General features: G+C 48.6%; 16 protein-coding genes. 14 read left to right on the top strand and 2 right to left on the bottom strand.

From position 1 onward, the window contains the following. The first annotated feature begins 30 nt into the window (after window positions 1–30). From ACE3K2_RS04970 to ACE3K2_RS04945, 6 genes are all read left to right on the top strand, one after another. Window positions 31–1,743 (top strand): GAF domain-containing sensor histidine kinase, encoded by a 1,713-nt coding sequence (locus ACE3K2_RS04970; RefSeq protein WP_421887440.1) that lies wholly within the window; start codon window positions 31–33, stop codon window positions 1,741–1,743. Between the two features lie 18 nt (window positions 1,744–1,761). Further along, window positions 1,762–2,496 carry a response regulator gene (locus ACE3K2_RS04965; RefSeq protein ID WP_421887437.1) on the top strand — a complete coding sequence of 245 codons (735 nt, stop codon included), beginning with the start codon at window positions 1,762–1,764 and terminating at the stop codon, window positions 2,494–2,496. A gap of 193 nt (window positions 2,497–2,689) precedes the next feature. Further along, entirely contained in the window at window positions 2,690–3,265 is a 576-nt protein-coding gene (locus tag ACE3K2_RS04960) for an NADPH-dependent FMN reductase (protein ID WP_421887434.1), read from the top strand. A gap of 47 nt (window positions 3,266–3,312) precedes the next feature. Continuing rightward, window positions 3,313–3,771: a VOC family protein gene (locus ACE3K2_RS04955; RefSeq protein WP_421887431.1), complete on the top strand. Its 459-nt coding sequence runs from the start codon at window positions 3,313–3,315 to the stop codon at window positions 3,769–3,771. Then, window positions 3,768–4,403: a VOC family protein gene (locus ACE3K2_RS04950; RefSeq protein WP_421887428.1), complete on the top strand. Its 636-nt coding sequence runs from the start codon at window positions 3,768–3,770 to the stop codon at window positions 4,401–4,403. The genes ACE3K2_RS04955 and ACE3K2_RS04950 overlap by 4 nt, the downstream gene beginning before the upstream one ends. Window positions 4,404–4,510: 107 nt before the next feature. Then, window positions 4,511–5,470, top strand: coding sequence for a hypothetical protein (locus ACE3K2_RS04945; RefSeq protein WP_421887425.1), 960 nt, complete (start codon window positions 4,511–4,513; stop codon window positions 5,468–5,470). 96 nt (window positions 5,471–5,566) lie between these two features. Here ACE3K2_RS04945 and ACE3K2_RS04940 read toward each other — a convergent pair whose 3' ends face one another. After that, window positions 5,567–6,049, bottom strand: coding sequence for a hypothetical protein (locus ACE3K2_RS04940; protein WP_421887422.1), 483 nt, complete (start codon window positions 6,047–6,049; stop codon window positions 5,567–5,569). Window positions 6,050–6,191: 142 nt separating this feature from the next. Between ACE3K2_RS04940 and ACE3K2_RS04935 the strand changes: the two genes are divergently transcribed. After that, window positions 6,192–6,335, top strand: coding sequence for a hypothetical protein (locus ACE3K2_RS04935; RefSeq protein WP_421887419.1), 144 nt, complete (start codon window positions 6,192–6,194; stop codon window positions 6,333–6,335). 290 nt (window positions 6,336–6,625) lie between these two features. Then, window positions 6,626–8,476 (top strand): DUF4127 family protein, encoded by a 1,851-nt coding sequence (locus ACE3K2_RS04930; RefSeq protein ID WP_421887416.1) that lies wholly within the window; start codon window positions 6,626–6,628, stop codon window positions 8,474–8,476. A 4-nt stretch (window positions 8,477–8,480) separates the two neighbouring features. Here the strand turns inward: ACE3K2_RS04930 and ACE3K2_RS04925 are convergent, their stop codons facing one another. Next, on the bottom strand, window positions 8,481–8,825 hold the full coding sequence (locus ACE3K2_RS04925) for a DUF3139 domain-containing protein (protein WP_421887414.1): 345 nt from the start codon (window positions 8,823–8,825) through the stop codon (window positions 8,481–8,483). Between the two features lie 439 nt (window positions 8,826–9,264). Here ACE3K2_RS04925 and ACE3K2_RS04920 point away from each other — a divergent pair, with 439 nt between their 5' ends. The 6 genes from ACE3K2_RS04920 (at window position 9,265) to ACE3K2_RS04895 (ending at window position 15,264) form a co-directional block, all read left to right on the top strand. Then, entirely contained in the window at window positions 9,265–10,188 is a 924-nt protein-coding gene (locus ACE3K2_RS04920) for a hypothetical protein (RefSeq protein ID WP_421887411.1), read from the top strand. A 189-nt stretch (window positions 10,189–10,377) separates the two neighbouring features. After that, on the top strand, window positions 10,378–10,578 hold the full coding sequence (locus ACE3K2_RS04915) for a hypothetical protein (protein ID WP_017690177.1): 201 nt from the start codon (window positions 10,378–10,380) through the stop codon (window positions 10,576–10,578). Further along, window positions 10,578–12,041: a phage tail sheath subtilisin-like domain-containing protein gene (locus ACE3K2_RS04910; protein ID WP_421887408.1), complete on the top strand. Its 1,464-nt coding sequence runs from the start codon at window positions 10,578–10,580 to the stop codon at window positions 12,039–12,041. The genes ACE3K2_RS04915 and ACE3K2_RS04910 overlap by 1 nt, the downstream gene beginning before the upstream one ends. Before the next feature lie 223 nt (window positions 12,042–12,264). Continuing rightward, window positions 12,265–12,672: a phage tail tube protein gene (locus ACE3K2_RS04905; protein WP_105600731.1), complete on the top strand. Its 408-nt coding sequence runs from the start codon at window positions 12,265–12,267 to the stop codon at window positions 12,670–12,672. Window positions 12,673–12,928: 256 nt separating this feature from the next. Continuing rightward, window positions 12,929–13,363 carry a phage tail assembly chaperone gene (locus ACE3K2_RS04900; protein WP_017690174.1) on the top strand — a complete coding sequence of 145 codons (435 nt, stop codon included), beginning with the start codon at window positions 12,929–12,931 and terminating at the stop codon, window positions 13,361–13,363. 182 nt (window positions 13,364–13,545) lie between these two features. Next, a complete protein-coding gene (locus tag ACE3K2_RS04895) occupies window positions 13,546–15,264 on the top strand; it encodes a hypothetical protein (RefSeq protein ID WP_421887405.1) in 1,719 nt (572 codons plus the stop codon). Window positions 15,265–15,269: the final 5 nt, after the last annotated feature.

Genomic DNA, 15,269 nt, shown 5'->3' with positions numbered 1-15,269 from the left:
TTAATATCCAGGGTGGATTGGTTACAATAGTTGAACAAACCACAGTTGGCATCAGCCAAAGGAGAGAAGTCTGTCATGTCGGAAGAAGTCGGAATGCAGGAAATGGTCACGTTGAAGACAATCGCAGAAACGCTCAATACGTCCAATGATCTGAACTTCATGCTGGATACCGTTGTCGGCAAATTACTGGAGTTGACCGGATTAACGGCAGGCTGGATGTTTCTGATTAATGAACGTGGAGACTATACCTGTGTTTCGGATTACAATCTGCCCCCGGCATTACTGCGTAAAGATAAAGAGCCCATGCGGACGGGGACCTGCTGGTGTGTGAACCGCTTCAAGGACGGTCGTCTGAATCATGCGGTCAACATCATTAACTGTAAACGGCTGGAGGATGCGGTGGAATTCCAATGGGGAGATACCCATGATATTACTCACCATGCGACCGTTCCGTTAAGATCAGGTGATCAGATGTTGGGTTTGCTCAACGTGGCTGCGCCAGCTAAGGAGCATTTCAGCGACAGTGAACTGGCACTGTTACAGGGCGTGGCGTATCAGATTGGTAGTGCGATGGAGCGGATGAGATTGTACCGTGCCGAGCAGCAACGAGCTGATCTGTATGCCAAGCTGGGGGAGTTCAGCACGGCCTTGGGTCTTGCGGTGAACGGTTGCAGCAATTCGGATGCTTTTTCGTTAAAAGTTGTACAGCTGCTTGGGCAGCATTATGATTGGCCTTTTGCCGCAATGATTCAGCAGAGGAACGGAATATTCGTTTTGCAGGCAGTTTATGCAGAGGATCAGGTCCGAACGTTATCGAGTGCGCTGGTTTCTTCAGAAGTGGCAAACCACATGGACCGAGTAATCCATAGTCACCGTGCTACATCTCTGTCTGCAATAGAGATTGCTGAGATATTTACGCTGTGCGAGCCGGACCCGACTACGAATTCCATTGCCTCGGGAATTGGCGTTCCCCTTCCGTACCATACGCCAGGGGAAACGGGAATTCTGGTAATTGGAATAGGAACAGCAGATCCTGCGCAGGCAGACCGTGAGGTGCTGGAGGCATTGGCGGAGCATATTGCGGCCTCATGGGAGAGTCTGAAGCTGGCGGAGAATCGCCGCGAACTGGCACGACTGGAAGAGAGAAACCGGTTGGCTCGTGATCTGCATGACTCGGTTAATCAGATTTTATTTTCACTATCGTTAACTGCTAAAGGCGCGGAAAGTATGTTATCCGGCTCCGAACAGTTGCACCCGGCAGCGGAAGCGATGAAGGATATTCGGTCTTTGTCTCAGGAAGCTCTCAAGGAAATGCGCGCATTGATTATGCAGCTCCGTCCCGCAGGATTGGAAGCAGGGCTGCTCCATGCGCTACAGGAATATGGCACCAGTCAGGGTCTTCAAGTCGTGGTGGATCGAACTGGAATGCGGTCTATACCGCGTAATATAGAAGAAGCCTTGTGGCGAATCGGGCAGGAAGCACTGAATAATATACGGAAACACGCTGATGTTCCTACTGCTGAGGTCACCCTCAAGTTAAATGATCATGAAGTGGTGTTCACCATCACAGATCAGGGAATAGGCGGTGCCAAAAGGCCAAAAGCATCGTCTGGAGGTTCACTTGGCTTGTCCATTATGAAGGAACGGGCTGAATCGCTTGGGGGCAGGTTAGAAATAGTTAGTTCTTCCCGCAAGGGAACAACAGTAACGGCAGTCATTCCACTTCCGTTCGAATCTGTATAAAGTCAGGGGGAAGAAGAGATGCCGATTACGATTTTACTCGCAGATGATCATGCAATGGTGAGACGAGGGCTGCACGTTTTTTTGACCACCCAGCAAGACATGGAGGTTGTTGGTGAAGCATCGAACGGGCAGGAAGCTCTGGCACAGGCGGAAGTGTTAAAACCGGACGTGGTATTAATGGATCTGCATATGCCGGTCATGGACGGAATCGAAACAGCCAGACGGCTGCGTACGTTAATGCCCGCAACGCGAATCATTGTGCTCACCTCGTTTTCCGATCAGGATCATGTGGTTCCTGCTGTGCGGGCTGGGGTGAAAGGATATCTGCTCAAGGATATTGAACCCGAGGATCTGGCCGTCGCTATTCGCAATGTACATGCAGGTCAAGTGGAATTGCACCCCGCCGCAGCAGGTCAATTGATGCATGTGATGGCTTCATCTGATTGGTCGACGAACGAACAGTTACCAACACATATAACGGCAGATCAGTCAGCAGACAGTCAAGTACAAGAGCTGAAGCAGACGGGGAAATCCACTGAAGTGTCCCTTGGTGGTCCGGATATGCTCACTCGCCGTGAACAAGAGGTTTTGGGGCTGATTGCTCAAGGGCTGAGCAACAAGGAAATTGCGGTTCAATTGGTCATCACTGAAAAAACGGTCAAAACCCATGTCAGTCATCTGCTCGACAAACTGGGACTGGCGGATCGGACGCAAGCTGCGCTTCACGCTGTAAGAAACGGCTGGGTCGTCTGACCAATTCCGACATATGTTCATACTTAAGTCGTATAAACTCAACCTAAAGGTTGAGTTTTTTGGTGTTTCAAGTTAAGTCTATCTGCTGACGAATTCGCCGCGGAACAAAGGTAAGATAAGGATAACCAAAGACGGATCGGTTGAAGGAACGTTAGAGTTTGAAACAATAAAAGAACCAAGGAGAGTGACAGGAATGAATATTGTGATTTTGGCAGGCAGCAATCGAAACAATGCAACCAGTACACGTTTGGGAGAATATGCGGTGGAGATTATTCGGGGTCAGGGACATCAGGCCAGCCTGTTTGATCTGTATCAGACACCGCTTCCATTCTACGCACCAGATGAGAAACAAGCGGACCATGAACATCTGGCAGACCTGAACACGCGTATGCTCGCGGCAGATGCCATCATCCTGTCTACACCAGAGTATCACGGCAGTATCAGCGGTGTGCTCAAAAATGCACTGGATCACCTGAGCCAGGCTCATTTTAGCGGTAAACCTGTCCTGTCCATCAGCTCCTCTGGCGGAGCGGTGGGGGTAAGTTCGCTTTTACAACTGCAAGCGATTGTTCGTAATCTGCATGGTATCAATGCCCAAGAGTGGATTTCCATTGGGGGTGCACAGCGGAGACGATTCGAAGCGACATTTGACGGATACGAAGAGTACGAAGGCAGCCAGGATATAGAGGACCGGGTGCAGCGGGTCATTGGATCGTTTTTGAGTCTGGCACAGACGTTAACGAATGCGCGGAATTCAACCATGAGTTGAGAACTAACGAAGATGAATATGGGAAAAAGGAAAAGAGGTTGAGCATTATGATTACAGGCATATTTGAAACACATCTAAACGTGACGGACCTGGAGAGATCCCATCATTTCTATGAGACAGTCCTTGGTTTACCCCATGCCTATGGGCAGAAAGAACGCGGAAACTCCTTCTACTGGATAGGCGGAAAAGGCAATGCCATGCTGGGATTGTGGCAAAAGGAACCTTCCGAGGTGAAGCGTCAGCACTTTGCTTTTCGTGTATCTCTCGAGGATATGAAACATGCGGTGGCTGACTTGGAGAATAAAGGGATCAAGGCACGCAACTTCCTGGATGATGATATCGGTGAACTGTACGTCTTTGGCTGGATGCCTGCGGTGTCTGTGTATTTTACCGATCCGGATGGTCATTCGCTTGAATTCATCGCCATGCTCCCGGATGAAGCGAAGCCTGAACTTGGCATGGTGCCATGGAGTCAGTGGGAGGAGATGCAGGAGAAGAACATATGATGATCGAAGAATTACAGTTATATACAACACGGCTGGAGGACCTCAAGCATTTTTATCGTGGTACGTTAGGAATGGAGGTATCCAACGCGACGGATCAGACCTTCAACCTGCAGGTTGGAAGGACAAAGATGATTTTCAAACAGTGTGATACAGATCATGAGCCCTTCTATCATGTTGCCTGGATGATTCCGACGAATCGGTTCAAGGAAGCGAAGCAGTGGGCTGCATCACGTGTTGTTTTAAGCAGGGAAGGAGATCGGGATGAGACGTACTCTACTAACTGGAACTCTCATTCTCTCTATTTCGAAGATCCGGCAGGCAATATTATCGAGCTGATTGCTCATCATCGTATTCAGAATGAGAGTGACCCTCACTTCTCTGTTAAAGACATATTACAGGTGTGTGAAATTGGACTGGTGGCGGATGATGTTTTGTCTACCGTGAATGAGCTTCAGCAGATTGGACTCAAGCACTGGGGTGAGGTTAGTGAAACTTTTGCTCCTGTAGGAGATGTACATGGTTTATTCATTGTGGTGAAGAAGGATCGAACATGGTTTTTCTCTAATCAAAAGGCACAGATCTATCCGCTGGAAGTATCCATCCGTGGCGTGGGCAAGCTTCGAATGGGCTAAACTTTGCATTCCGGGGCAAAACGGGCATATGTGGAGCATTTCCATCATGTTATAGAAGTAAACGCTTTATTTATTAACCTGCTTCGTAATACAGATGATGAAGGGTGGTGGCAAGCTTGGATCGACGTTTGTTGGAAGAGGGACTATCGATTATCGTTTCCAGTCGGGAACGTACAGGAGATCTGTGGCACGCCCATTATGGGGCGGGTGCGATTGCGGCATATTTTTGGGTGCGGGAAAATCGTCTCACTGCCCTTGCCGCCGGCAGTGTTACGGCCGAAGCAAAAGCCATGCTTCGCCAGCATGGGATCAGCCCTGGTCAGACCTCTCCGATTGGTGAAATGATGCCCAGGGAAGATGCCGAAGCGCGTATTACGGACGCATTGGATCGAACGATTGGAGAACTGCACTGGGTGGGACACCAGGCCATTTACGGGGCAATCAGTCTAAAAGCCATTCGTGAACTGGATGGATGGGGCACGGCGGAGGATATTGGTCGGCTGGTTGAACTGATCGATTCATTTGATCGAACCATCCCGGGAAGATCGTGGATGAATACAACGATGAAAGAAATCCGCAGTCTGAAGCCGGAAAAAAGCGATGGTTTCCCCGAACTCGAAGATCCCGTTCAGTTGTCACACCTGATTCTGGATGAACTTGGTGCGTTCCAGACCATATATCACGCGGAAGCGCATCATGATCTGATTGGTCATATGCTGACCTATGGACATGCGCTTAACATATTATATGAACTGGGTTATCCCGCATTATTCCACAAAGGCATCCCGCCTTTCCTTACCATGGTGAAGGCACTACGCTTAAGCCGGGATGTGGATATTAAACAGGCGATGCCGACATTGCAATCCCCTGTAGACCTGCTGCCACTAGAACGGGCGGAACGATCGGTGGCGCTCCCCCATGAACTGGAATACTGGCTCACCGACAGACGTTCCCGTGACTGGAACGGTGGTCATGTGTTCAAATTCCCGTTCAGCTTCTATCATCATGCGAAGAACGGGGAGCCTGTACCGGAAACATGGGAGAACTTTCGTTATATCATCGCATGAGATAAAACATACATTTCAGAAGGGGTGTCCGTCATGACGGACACTCCTTCTAGGCATTATTCTGGGTTTACCGAATTGTGGGCAACCGGTACCTTTTTAAAGGGGCCAAATTTCAAGGACAAAAAGGAGCAGCATGACTCTGGACACCAGCATGTATGGTGATTTTCGTTCGGGCTGACGCGCTGCCCATATTCCCCAGGAACTCATAAGTGCAATACTCCCCCAGAACATCCATAAGGAGATGCCTTCGGGCGTAAATAGAAAGGACAGCTTGGGCAGTCCCCTGTTGCCAGCCCCAAGAAGAACAGTGGTCATATAGACGAGGGCAAGGAAAAGCAACTCGAAGAGCAGGGTTTGCAGCCAGAAATAATAGATGTTGAACACTCGTAACATGATGACCGTGATCAGGATAAACAGGATACCAACGGATAAGAATGTTGCCGCAGTCCATCCAATAAGAGATGTTGTTATAACATCTGTTTCCTGATACAAGATGTACATTCCCAACGCATACATAGCAGGGCCTGCCATATAACTGGTTACAGCAATCCAAAGATAGAAGAAATACCTCTTTTTCATGGTCATATCCATCCTTTATTGTTCGTAGTATTTGAAAGCTGCTTATGTCATATAAACATCATCAGGATGGGTTTGGTTGGATTGTTGATAGGATTTTCTCGCGAGAAACCGACATATAACCGCCACGGAGACGACCACATTCATGCGTATTTCATCCCGATTACCATCAGCGAGAGTGGGCAAAGGCGGTAAAATGGTATTATCGGATCAGCCGCAAGGAAGACACACCGACAGCTCATACGCTAACGTACAGACCGGCCAGGGGGCCGGTTTTTCAATTCGGTGATTGCATCCTTGCCCTGATCGGGTATTAAAGACTAGATATATAAGTTGAACTAACGATTTACACGAGAATGAAGAGGACAGAAATAACCTGAAGAAGTGGAGCTAAAAGCTTTCTACAAGAAAGCTACTTCGGAAGCATACACTGCGCCTTTATGAACGGATTTCTACCTTTATATAAGTGGATCAAGAAAATCCGGGGATAACAGCGCTCGGAAGGTTGTTCTGTCATCGAAGTGGCAAGTGTAGATATTCTGTAGTTCAACTTATATAGATAACAGGAGGCTACGTGATATGAAAACAGTATTGTATGTTCCACTGGATGATCGTCCAGCGAATCTGGATGATGTGATTGTGCAAGGGAAAGCAGCAGGTATCCATATCGTTACACCGAACCTGAGTGATATTAAGAATCGTCTGGACTCGGAGAAAACCGTAGATGGCACAACGCTGCTCGGGACCTCCACGCCTGTGTATGGCAAACCGTCTAAAATTCGTGACTTTATTCTAAAACATGCTGCCAAGGTCGACGGATTCATTATCTCATCCGATATGCTCGCCTATGGTGGTCTGATTGGCAGTCGTCAGCTCCGCGAAGATGGAGGGGGCGCCTATCCTGAATATGATGATGAGACCACTCGTTTGCTGGACGTGATCCGCGTGATCAAGCAGAAATATCCGCGCAAACCCGTATTTGTCATGGATACTATCATGCGTTTGGCTACAACCTCGTTTGCAGATGGCTTGGCACTTGATGCATATAACGAGTCCCGTGCGTTGATGCAGCAGCCACGTCAGACCTACACCGAGTTTGAGGATATTATCGAAGGTTATAACCTGTCCCCAGATGGGGTGGAATATGGGGCAACGACCTATTTTGATAAAGAACAGTATTACAATACAAGACAGCATAAATTCAAAACAAACCTGTACATTCTGGATCAGCTGGCTCGCACAGGTTATATCGATTTCCTCGCCGTTGGCGTCGACGATGCCAACACGCAGGGTGTTCAGATCAATGAAATCAACTATGTAGAAGCGCGGATCAATGAATGGCTGGGTGGAACCAATGGGCAAAATCCAGATCGTGCGATCATCTTGCCGGATGCCGATGGTCTGGGGCACGCTTTGGTTGCTCGTATGGCTAACCAGTTGTTCCGAGGCGGAGCGAAGACACGTTACGCAGTGAAATATTTTGGTCCTCACGGTAATACCATTATTAATACGTATGAATACATGGATGTACACGAGAATGTGGTTCGTCATGTGGATATTGTGGGCGGTGTGCTTGTAGCAGATTCGGCATATCCTGAACCAGAGGTGGTGACGGATCCGATGACTAGTGTGGATAATGAACAGCTGGTGGCTGTATCAGTCGAGCAAGTTGTCCCGTTTGACATGGCTTCCGAACTGGATCGTATGACCAAGGGTCACCCGAGTAACTCCGGAGAGAACACAGGCATCGACATCGAGATTATTGCCATTACGGCTCTGGATCAGGTGCAGGCTGCGTTGGAGCAGTTGACGCTAAATAGTGAGCAAGGTCTGCCTTCGGTGTTGATTGATTTTGTGGGTAAAGGACCAGCCAATGTTGATGTTGCTGAAGCGTTGCTGAGCAGTCCGTATACCGGGCGGGCCCTGGGTTACAGTGCCTGGAATACACCGGGCAACAAGATTGGTATTGCTGTAGGCATGGGACAGTCGAGGTACGCGTTGATTACAACAGAGAAGCATGAGCATAAGTTGCGGGATGCGATGAATGCGCATGGCTCGTTGTTATTTAAGCGTTTCCTGAAGGATTATTACTACAAAGCGGTAGCGATTGCAGAGATCCGCACATATTCCCGAGCCCATGCGCTGTATACCAACGTGGCAACCCTTTCGGATCAAAATATGTTGCTGTTCAACTCACAGGAAGACTATGCTCATTTGCAAACATTGCTCCGTGATCTGATGCAGACGTATACGACGACGCTTGCGAATAAAACAGCCTTCCAGACAGGCAATGTCGCGATCAAGCAGATTTGTAATGACGAATTGTCCTACGCGACGTATGCTACTGCGCTGTTGGAATATACGAATCCCGATTTCATCTGGGGCCGCGCATTTGAGATCACATTGAATCCGCAGGTTACTTTGAACTAAACTACTATCTCACCATGGGCTCCTCATGTTTAGGTTGATCACTGGTATGACTGTACTGCTTAATCTCTCCAGTATTAAAGATGATGTATTGATACTTCGCTTCGAGTTCGTCCGCGAATGTTACGGAGGCACCGTAAGGTGCTTCAGAACTTTTTGAGGAGTAAGTACCTTGTACTTCGATAAGCTGTTCGGGTGAATAACCTTTCTGTTCAATCAGGTAAGTGGTTACCTGTTGTTCAGCATCATTTTTCTTGAGTGGATTACCAAGCAGTCCGATGTAAGCCCAGCAGGATATCCCGAGTATGAATGCTAAGACGGCAAGTGAAGTAATCTTGAATTTTTTACTCATAGGTATTCCTCCTTCTTTTACGTAAGCGACAACGAAATTGATAATAAAATATTAATATATTTGGATAAATTTATCAATTTATTGATCTTAATCCTTAATGCTAACTTAAGTATCTTTTAAAGGAAGATTCCAGAATCGTCTTTTTTCCACCCGAACGACTCCCTTAATCGCACCGAAGTCGTACGGAACACCATCCGCGCTAGGGATGAAAGGGTGTAAGATTATATTATCGGATCAGTAACAAGGGACACACCGAAAGCACATACGCTAATGTAAAGACCGGCCAGGTGGCCGGTCTTTTTGATGCGGTGAAGTAGTCCCGGTACGGGTTCGATCGGAACACAGACGCTGAGTTCAAAGGGGGAGTCTACTGCTGCTGCATTGTTGCTGCGCGGTGTGGGCAGATCTCAAACTTGCAGCCAAAGGGGGCGAAATGAATGTGTCTATGAACAATGAAATTAGCACTGCCATGAGCACCAGTAAAATGAGTACGCTCATTAAAAAAACGCTGAAACAGAAGCTCGCGGTACTTGTTCCAGATTGGGCCGGTCGTGTGCTGGATGTACCTGCGTCAGGCGAAGTGTTAATCGGGCCTTGTGCCGTGGTTGCGTTTGCGGAAGAGGTGCCGAAGTCTGCTTGGGCGGGATATCGACGGATTATCAAAATCTCACCATATGCTCGTCTGGAAGATGGCGGCGCTGAACAAGTGGAAGCATGGTCAGCCCTTCTAATTGAAAGGTTGCACCAGGCAAGGCTTTTGGACGAATCAGGTGGGGCATTCACCTGCATCTATCTGGGTTCTTCAGATAGTGATCGGGTGGATGGCGGGTCTGGCATGTTTACACGCAGTCTGCGGTTCGGGGTGTATGTTCCCGAAGAATCGGGAGCTGTCCTTGCTGAAACAGAGGACGCGTGGTTAGCTGCGCTTCAAGGCTGGACACAGCAGGAGCTTGGCTCGAACTGGTCGGTATATGGGGATGTATGGCCCGGTGGATACGAGAAGCCGTCTGTGTTATGGAGAATGGCCGGATGCAGCACGTCTGTGGCGGGCACTTCAGCATTGGAGGTTCGACAACAGTGGATTGGACATGTGCTCACCGATCATTCGGTGCTAACACGGAATACGGTTACTCGCTTGGTCCGGCAACTTGCGGTGCAAGCTCGCCTTGCCGTCAATGAAACGGAGAGCGCAGAGCACCAAGGTAACACACGGTATGTGACGGTGGATGAGGTCACGGCAGATTTGCAGACGGATGCGTATCTAAATGGTCAGATTCGACTGACGTTGCAACAGCGGATTCGTCGTCCAGGTACGAATGTACCTTTGATTCGTGAGATTCACCATAGCAAAGGCATGGAGTAAACGTTAGTCGAGAGGAACATTCACTATTATAAGAGTGGTTCCAGATTATAGCTTGGAGTAGATTCATATAGGTTCAAGATCTTAGCTTCAAATTCATAGATTCATAGGATCGAAAATTCATAGGTCAAGCTTAAAGATTAATGTTCATGTTCACGAAATTAGTATTCCAACCAATGAGGTGAGATAGGCATGGCAAGCTCAGTGAAAAAAAGCAAACAGACCGCTCCGCGGTATACACGGGCAGAACTGATGAATCATGCAGAAGCCCTCTTTGCCGTTAAGGCAGAGGTGCTATACGGTGCGCTGTACGAAGCGGCGCAAGAGACGTTTTCCATTGAAGAAACGCAAGAACGAATTAACCAATTTATGAAAGCGAAGGTGAAGGGATAATGGCAGGTGGAACTTGGGAGCAAACAAATCGTCCGGTCCTTCCGGGCTTATATATGAATTTTCAGGCGGCTGCATCCTCGGCCATTCAAGCGGGTACGCGGGGAACGGTCGTTGTGCCGATCAAGGCCAACTGGGGTCCTGTGGGGACTTTTGTTGAAGTAGGGAGCGAAGCGGCAATTGAACGTATGTATGCGGCGAATGTGCTGGACAACGGTACAGCTTATCCATCCTTGAAGCTCGCCCTGTTGGGTGGGCCGAAGAAGTTGCTCGCTTATCGGGTAGCAAGTGCTGCGGCCAAAGCAGCTACGCTTACGTTGAAGGACAGCAGTGATGCCAATGTGCTGCAACTGGATGCGAAGTATCCGGGGGATCGTGCGAATGGATTCTACGTCACCATCCAGCCAGGTGTGATTGATAATACGAAACATGAAGTGCGCCTTTTTGAAGGTAACCGGATGTTGTATGCCCTCCTGACAGCGGATATTTCAGCAGCTTCTCTTGCGAAAGAAATTAACGCCGATGAACAAAATGTCTGGGTGACGGCGCAGGCGATTGGCGATGGTGCAGGTGCGGTTGCTACGGTTGCGGGTGCGGCATTCAAAGGCGGCGTAAGTGGCAACGATGACCTGACCAATGCAGAGTATATTGCTGTACAAGGTGTGCTCGAAGGGGAGCAATTCGACGTTTTGGCTTTGGATCAGGCGGCGGATGCACCTCTGCTTGCGAGTTTTGCGGCATGGGTGAAACGTGTGCGTGGTGAAGGCAAGCCGGTAATGGCTGTATTTGGCGGTTCCGCAGCGGATGACACCTCTGCTACAGCAGCACAAAAAGCGGCAGCACGTTCGCTTGCGCTCAACCATGAAGGTGTGATTAATGTTGGTACAGGCGTTCGCCTTGGAGATGCATTTTACAGCTCGGCTGAAACGTCTGCTTATGTTGCAGGACTGATCGCCGGACAACGTCTGAACCAATCCACAACCTATGCAGCTACGCCGTTCGATGATGTGACACGTCGCTGGACGCGTGCAGAACAGGAGCAGGCAGTACAGAATGGTGTATTTATTTTCTTCCATGATGGTCGTCAGGTAAAAGCACTTCGCGGTGTAAACACACTGGTAACTCCGGCCGCTGGACAGAATAATGCGTGGAAAAAAATCCGTTCCATTCGTGTGTTGGACGCCATTAACATGGATCTGCAACGTTCCGCGGAAGATACGTATATCGGTAAAGTGAACAATACGGAAGAGGGTCGTCAGGCACTGATTAGTGCGATGAAGGCCTATTTGGCGCTGCTTGCACAGAGCAATGTGATTGAAGCTGACGGTTATGATGTCATTCTTGACCCGGCATACTATGGTGCTGCACCCGTTCTCAAGCCGGAGGCAGATCAAGTATTCCTGCAATGGAATGTGAAACTGACCGATGTGATGGAGCAGTTGTTTGGTACATTTTACGTGCAATAAGGTTTCTAGAATAATTACTATATGTTGAACTGATGGTTTACACGATAACGGAGAGGGCAGAAAAAATCTGAAGAAGCGAAGCGCTCGCCTTTATCACCGGATTTTCCCTTTTTGAAAAGGAATCAAAAAAAATCTGGGGATAACAGCGATCGGAAGATTGTTCTGACCGCGGAGTTATAGCGTGTACTAATGATTAGTTCAAATAACCCAAGGAGGAACATATATGTTGGATGCGTCAAGAGTAATTCTCGGTACCCATGGTCAGCTGCATATCGATGGTGTGTGGCAGACAAACATTAACAAGTTGGAAGCGAGTGTGGAGATTGAAAAGCGTGAGCTGAATCTGGTCGGTAACGACTGGAAAGTGCACAAAAACGGCGCAAAAAAAGGAACGGGCACGATGACTGGCTACAAGGTCACTTCCGATATGATCCTGCGCGGCTTCACGAAATTCGAAATTATCTCGAAGCTGAACGACCCTGAATCGTATGGACATGAGAGTGTATTGCTGAAAGGTTGCATGGTGGACAAAATCCAGCTTGCCAACTGGACAGCGGGGGAGGAAGTACCGGAGGAAACAGGCTTTACGTTTGAAGGATTTGAGTTGCTGAATCCGATTGTAGCGAACTAAAGAGGACTTTAATGGAGGCCGAGATGATCTCGGTCTCTTTGTTGTCTACTTAAAGCAAATTTAGTATCTACACGATAACGGAGAGGACAGAAATAACGTGAAGAAGCGGAGCGTTCGCCTTTATCCCCGGATTTTCCCTTGAAGAGGGGAATCAAAAAAATCTGGGGATAACAGCGATCGGAAGGTTATTCTGTCATCGGAGTGGCTAGTGTACCATTATGATTGCCAAATGTGAGTAAGAAGGAGATAACGCCCAATGAGTATGAATGAAAATATGTCCGAAGAACAGATTTTGGATCAGTTGTTTGAAGCAGCAGAACGGTTGCCAGAGGAGAATGTGCGCATTCAGCGTCTGGATCTGTTGTTGACCTTGCGTGGACTGACGTCCTCCAAAGTGGATCACATTCGCGAGCGCTGTACGATTCGAAAAACGACCAAAGGCCGCACCGAGGAAAAGGTGGACACCGAAACGTTTAACGCGCTGCTCATTTCTGAAGCAACCGTGAAATTGAAAGTCCGCAGCCTGGAGTTGTCCGGCTGGGGGGATACCCGTATTACTGGCCGTATGAAGCTATCCGGTGGCGAACAGGCGGTACGTCGTATGCTGCTCGCGGGTGAATTGGATGCCGTTGGCGACAAAGTGCTGGAGCTGTCCGGCTTCGGTGTGGAGATTGAAGACCTAAAAAACTGATTCACTCCGGCGGGATGACCACGTTCCTGTATCACATGTGGGTGCGTCATCATCTCCGGCCCGGAGAGTTCTGGTCTTTACCACGCGGGGAGCGCTCGCTGTTAATTGCGTTCTCGGAAGAGGAAATGTCAGCGATCACTTCGCAAATGAATCGATAACGATATAAGGCAGGAGGTGAAAAAATGGCAGAAATGATTGTAGGTCTATCCAAATCCAATACGGAAATGCGGACAACCCTTCGTTATCTGGATCAGATCCAACGCTCGACGGAACGTCTCGGTAGAGTTCGCTATCAGAGTCTGATCAAGGTGAACAATGAACTGAGAACGACTGGGCGCAGGTTGGAGCATATTTATAGTATGGCTGTGAGAATCAGCAGGCTGCGTATTACACCGACGATTGGGTTGATTGATAAGCTCAGTCCAGCATTGGACCGCGCATGGGCGAAACTGAACAGTTTCAGGGACCAGATGGTTACGGCTTGGGGAACGGTATCGCTTGAGGTTCGGCAGAAGATCGAAGTGGCGATGGGCAAGATGAATCCGGCGAGTGCATCGTCCACGTCAATTGTGATCGGAAGTCATAATACAACGATTTATAATGTGGCTAAAGAAGAAAATGACAAATGGTACGAAACCTTTTTCGCCTTTTTGGATGCAGCTAATAATGCTACAGATTTGTGGGAAAAAGGAAAAAAGTTGTTCAGTGGAAAATCAAAAAAAGATAAGGCGAGTAAGCCAAGTGAAGGCCCAAAAGGTAAAAACCAAACTCGTAACAGTTCAAGATCTGGTAATGCTAATCCTAGTGGAACTCCACCACGGAGAGTAGGTGGACGACGAGGTGGAAGGAATCGATCATCAACCGCATCTCCTGTCCCAACGCCAAGTCCGATCATTACAGATACTTCAGATCGTGCTCTTAATGAAGCCAGAAATGCAAACAACAGAAGAATTAGTGGTGGCAGGAGATCCAATCTCATCTCTGGCATCATGTCCAGTTCTCCAACGGCAATGTCGAATCTATTTTCAGGTGATGGCATGCTTGGTAAATTGGGTGGTGGTTTTGCCAAAGGAGCCAAAAGGTTGCTTGGGCCCATCAGCATGCTCGCAGATGTGGCGAATGTAGCGACAGCACCCCCGGAAGAACGTGGTCGAGCGGTAGGTTCCATGATTGGCGGCACAGCAGGCACTGCGATTGGTAGCGCCATCGGTAGTGTACTTTTACCTGGTATCGGGACATGGGTTGGTGGTGCAGTAGGTGGTTGGGCCGGAAGTGCAGCAGGCGGTTGGATCGGAGACAAAGCGAAGGATATTGGAAACTTTATGTCTAGTGCTACCGAGGGTGTAGGGGATGCTTTGTCAGGTGCAGCGGACTATGTCTCTGAGAAAACCAAAAAAATCACCGATGGTATATCCAGCTTCTTCGGCTTTGGTTCCAAAAAAGAAGAAAAGACGGTCTCGACAGCAACAGTAGCTGCACCGTCGCAAGTACCAACAGGGCCGCAGATGGCCCCTGCTTATATTCCACCAGCACTGACCATGACAGGCCCAACTGCATATATGAACAGCAAGGTCGGTCAGCCTACATCTGCTGGCTTCATGGGAACAAGCATGATGCAGAACCAAGCGATGGCGCTTGGTAACGGTGCACAGACGAATGGAAAATCGTCCACGATGACGGTACAGATATCTGAAGACCAGATGAGCAGTCTGTCTGGATACTTGAAGGATTTCAAAACCGAAACTACCAATCAGATTGCAGTGAATATCGCGCCAGGTACAGTACAGGTGACGGTGCGTGAGAACGCCATTGACTACGATGGGCTGTCACGTCAAGTTGGACAACGTATTGTAGGGGAAGTGCGCCGTGCGATGGAAAACCGAAAAACGATTATGGCCTAAGTAGA

Origin of the sequence: Paenibacillus sp. (assembly GCF_048976745.1) — a bacterium.
GTDB lineage: Bacteria > Bacillota > Bacilli > Paenibacillales > Paenibacillaceae > Paenibacillus.
The sequence above is the reverse complement of the archived record's forward strand: the minus strand, read 5'-3'. Positions and strand labels throughout refer to the sequence as shown.

Excerpts from the sequence above, each read along its gene's own strand:
- ACE3K2_RS04965 (WP_421887437.1), top strand. The coding sequence starts at position 1,762 with ATGCCGATTACGATTTTACTCGCAGATGATCATGCAATGGTGAGACGA.
- ACE3K2_RS04960 (WP_421887434.1), top strand. The coding sequence starts at position 2,690 with ATGAATATTGTGATTTTGGCAGGCAGCAATCGAAACAATGCAACCAGT.
- ACE3K2_RS04955 (WP_421887431.1), top strand. The coding sequence starts at position 3,313 with ATGATTACAGGCATATTTGAAACACATCTAAACGTGACGGACCTGGAG.
- ACE3K2_RS04950 (WP_421887428.1), top strand. The coding sequence starts at position 3,768 with ATGATGATCGAAGAATTACAGTTATATACAACACGGCTGGAGGACCTC.
- ACE3K2_RS04940 (WP_421887422.1), bottom strand. The coding sequence starts at position 6,049 with ATGAAAAAGAGGTATTTCTTCTATCTTTGGATTGCTGTAACCAGTTAT.
- ACE3K2_RS04935 (WP_421887419.1), top strand. The coding sequence starts at position 6,192 with ATGCGTATTTCATCCCGATTACCATCAGCGAGAGTGGGCAAAGGCGGT.
- ACE3K2_RS04930 (WP_421887416.1), top strand. The coding sequence starts at position 6,626 with ATGAAAACAGTATTGTATGTTCCACTGGATGATCGTCCAGCGAATCTG.
- ACE3K2_RS04925 (WP_421887414.1), bottom strand. The coding sequence starts at position 8,825 with ATGAGTAAAAAATTCAAGATTACTTCACTTGCCGTCTTAGCATTCATA.
- ACE3K2_RS04915 (WP_017690177.1), top strand. The coding sequence starts at position 10,378 with ATGGCAAGCTCAGTGAAAAAAAGCAAACAGACCGCTCCGCGGTATACA.
- ACE3K2_RS04910 (WP_421887408.1), top strand. The coding sequence starts at position 10,578 with ATGGCAGGTGGAACTTGGGAGCAAACAAATCGTCCGGTCCTTCCGGGC.
- ACE3K2_RS04905 (WP_105600731.1), top strand. The coding sequence starts at position 12,265 with ATGTTGGATGCGTCAAGAGTAATTCTCGGTACCCATGGTCAGCTGCAT.
- ACE3K2_RS04900 (WP_017690174.1), top strand. The coding sequence starts at position 12,929 with ATGAGTATGAATGAAAATATGTCCGAAGAACAGATTTTGGATCAGTTG.
- ACE3K2_RS04895 (WP_421887405.1), top strand. The coding sequence starts at position 13,546 with ATGGCAGAAATGATTGTAGGTCTATCCAAATCCAATACGGAAATGCGG.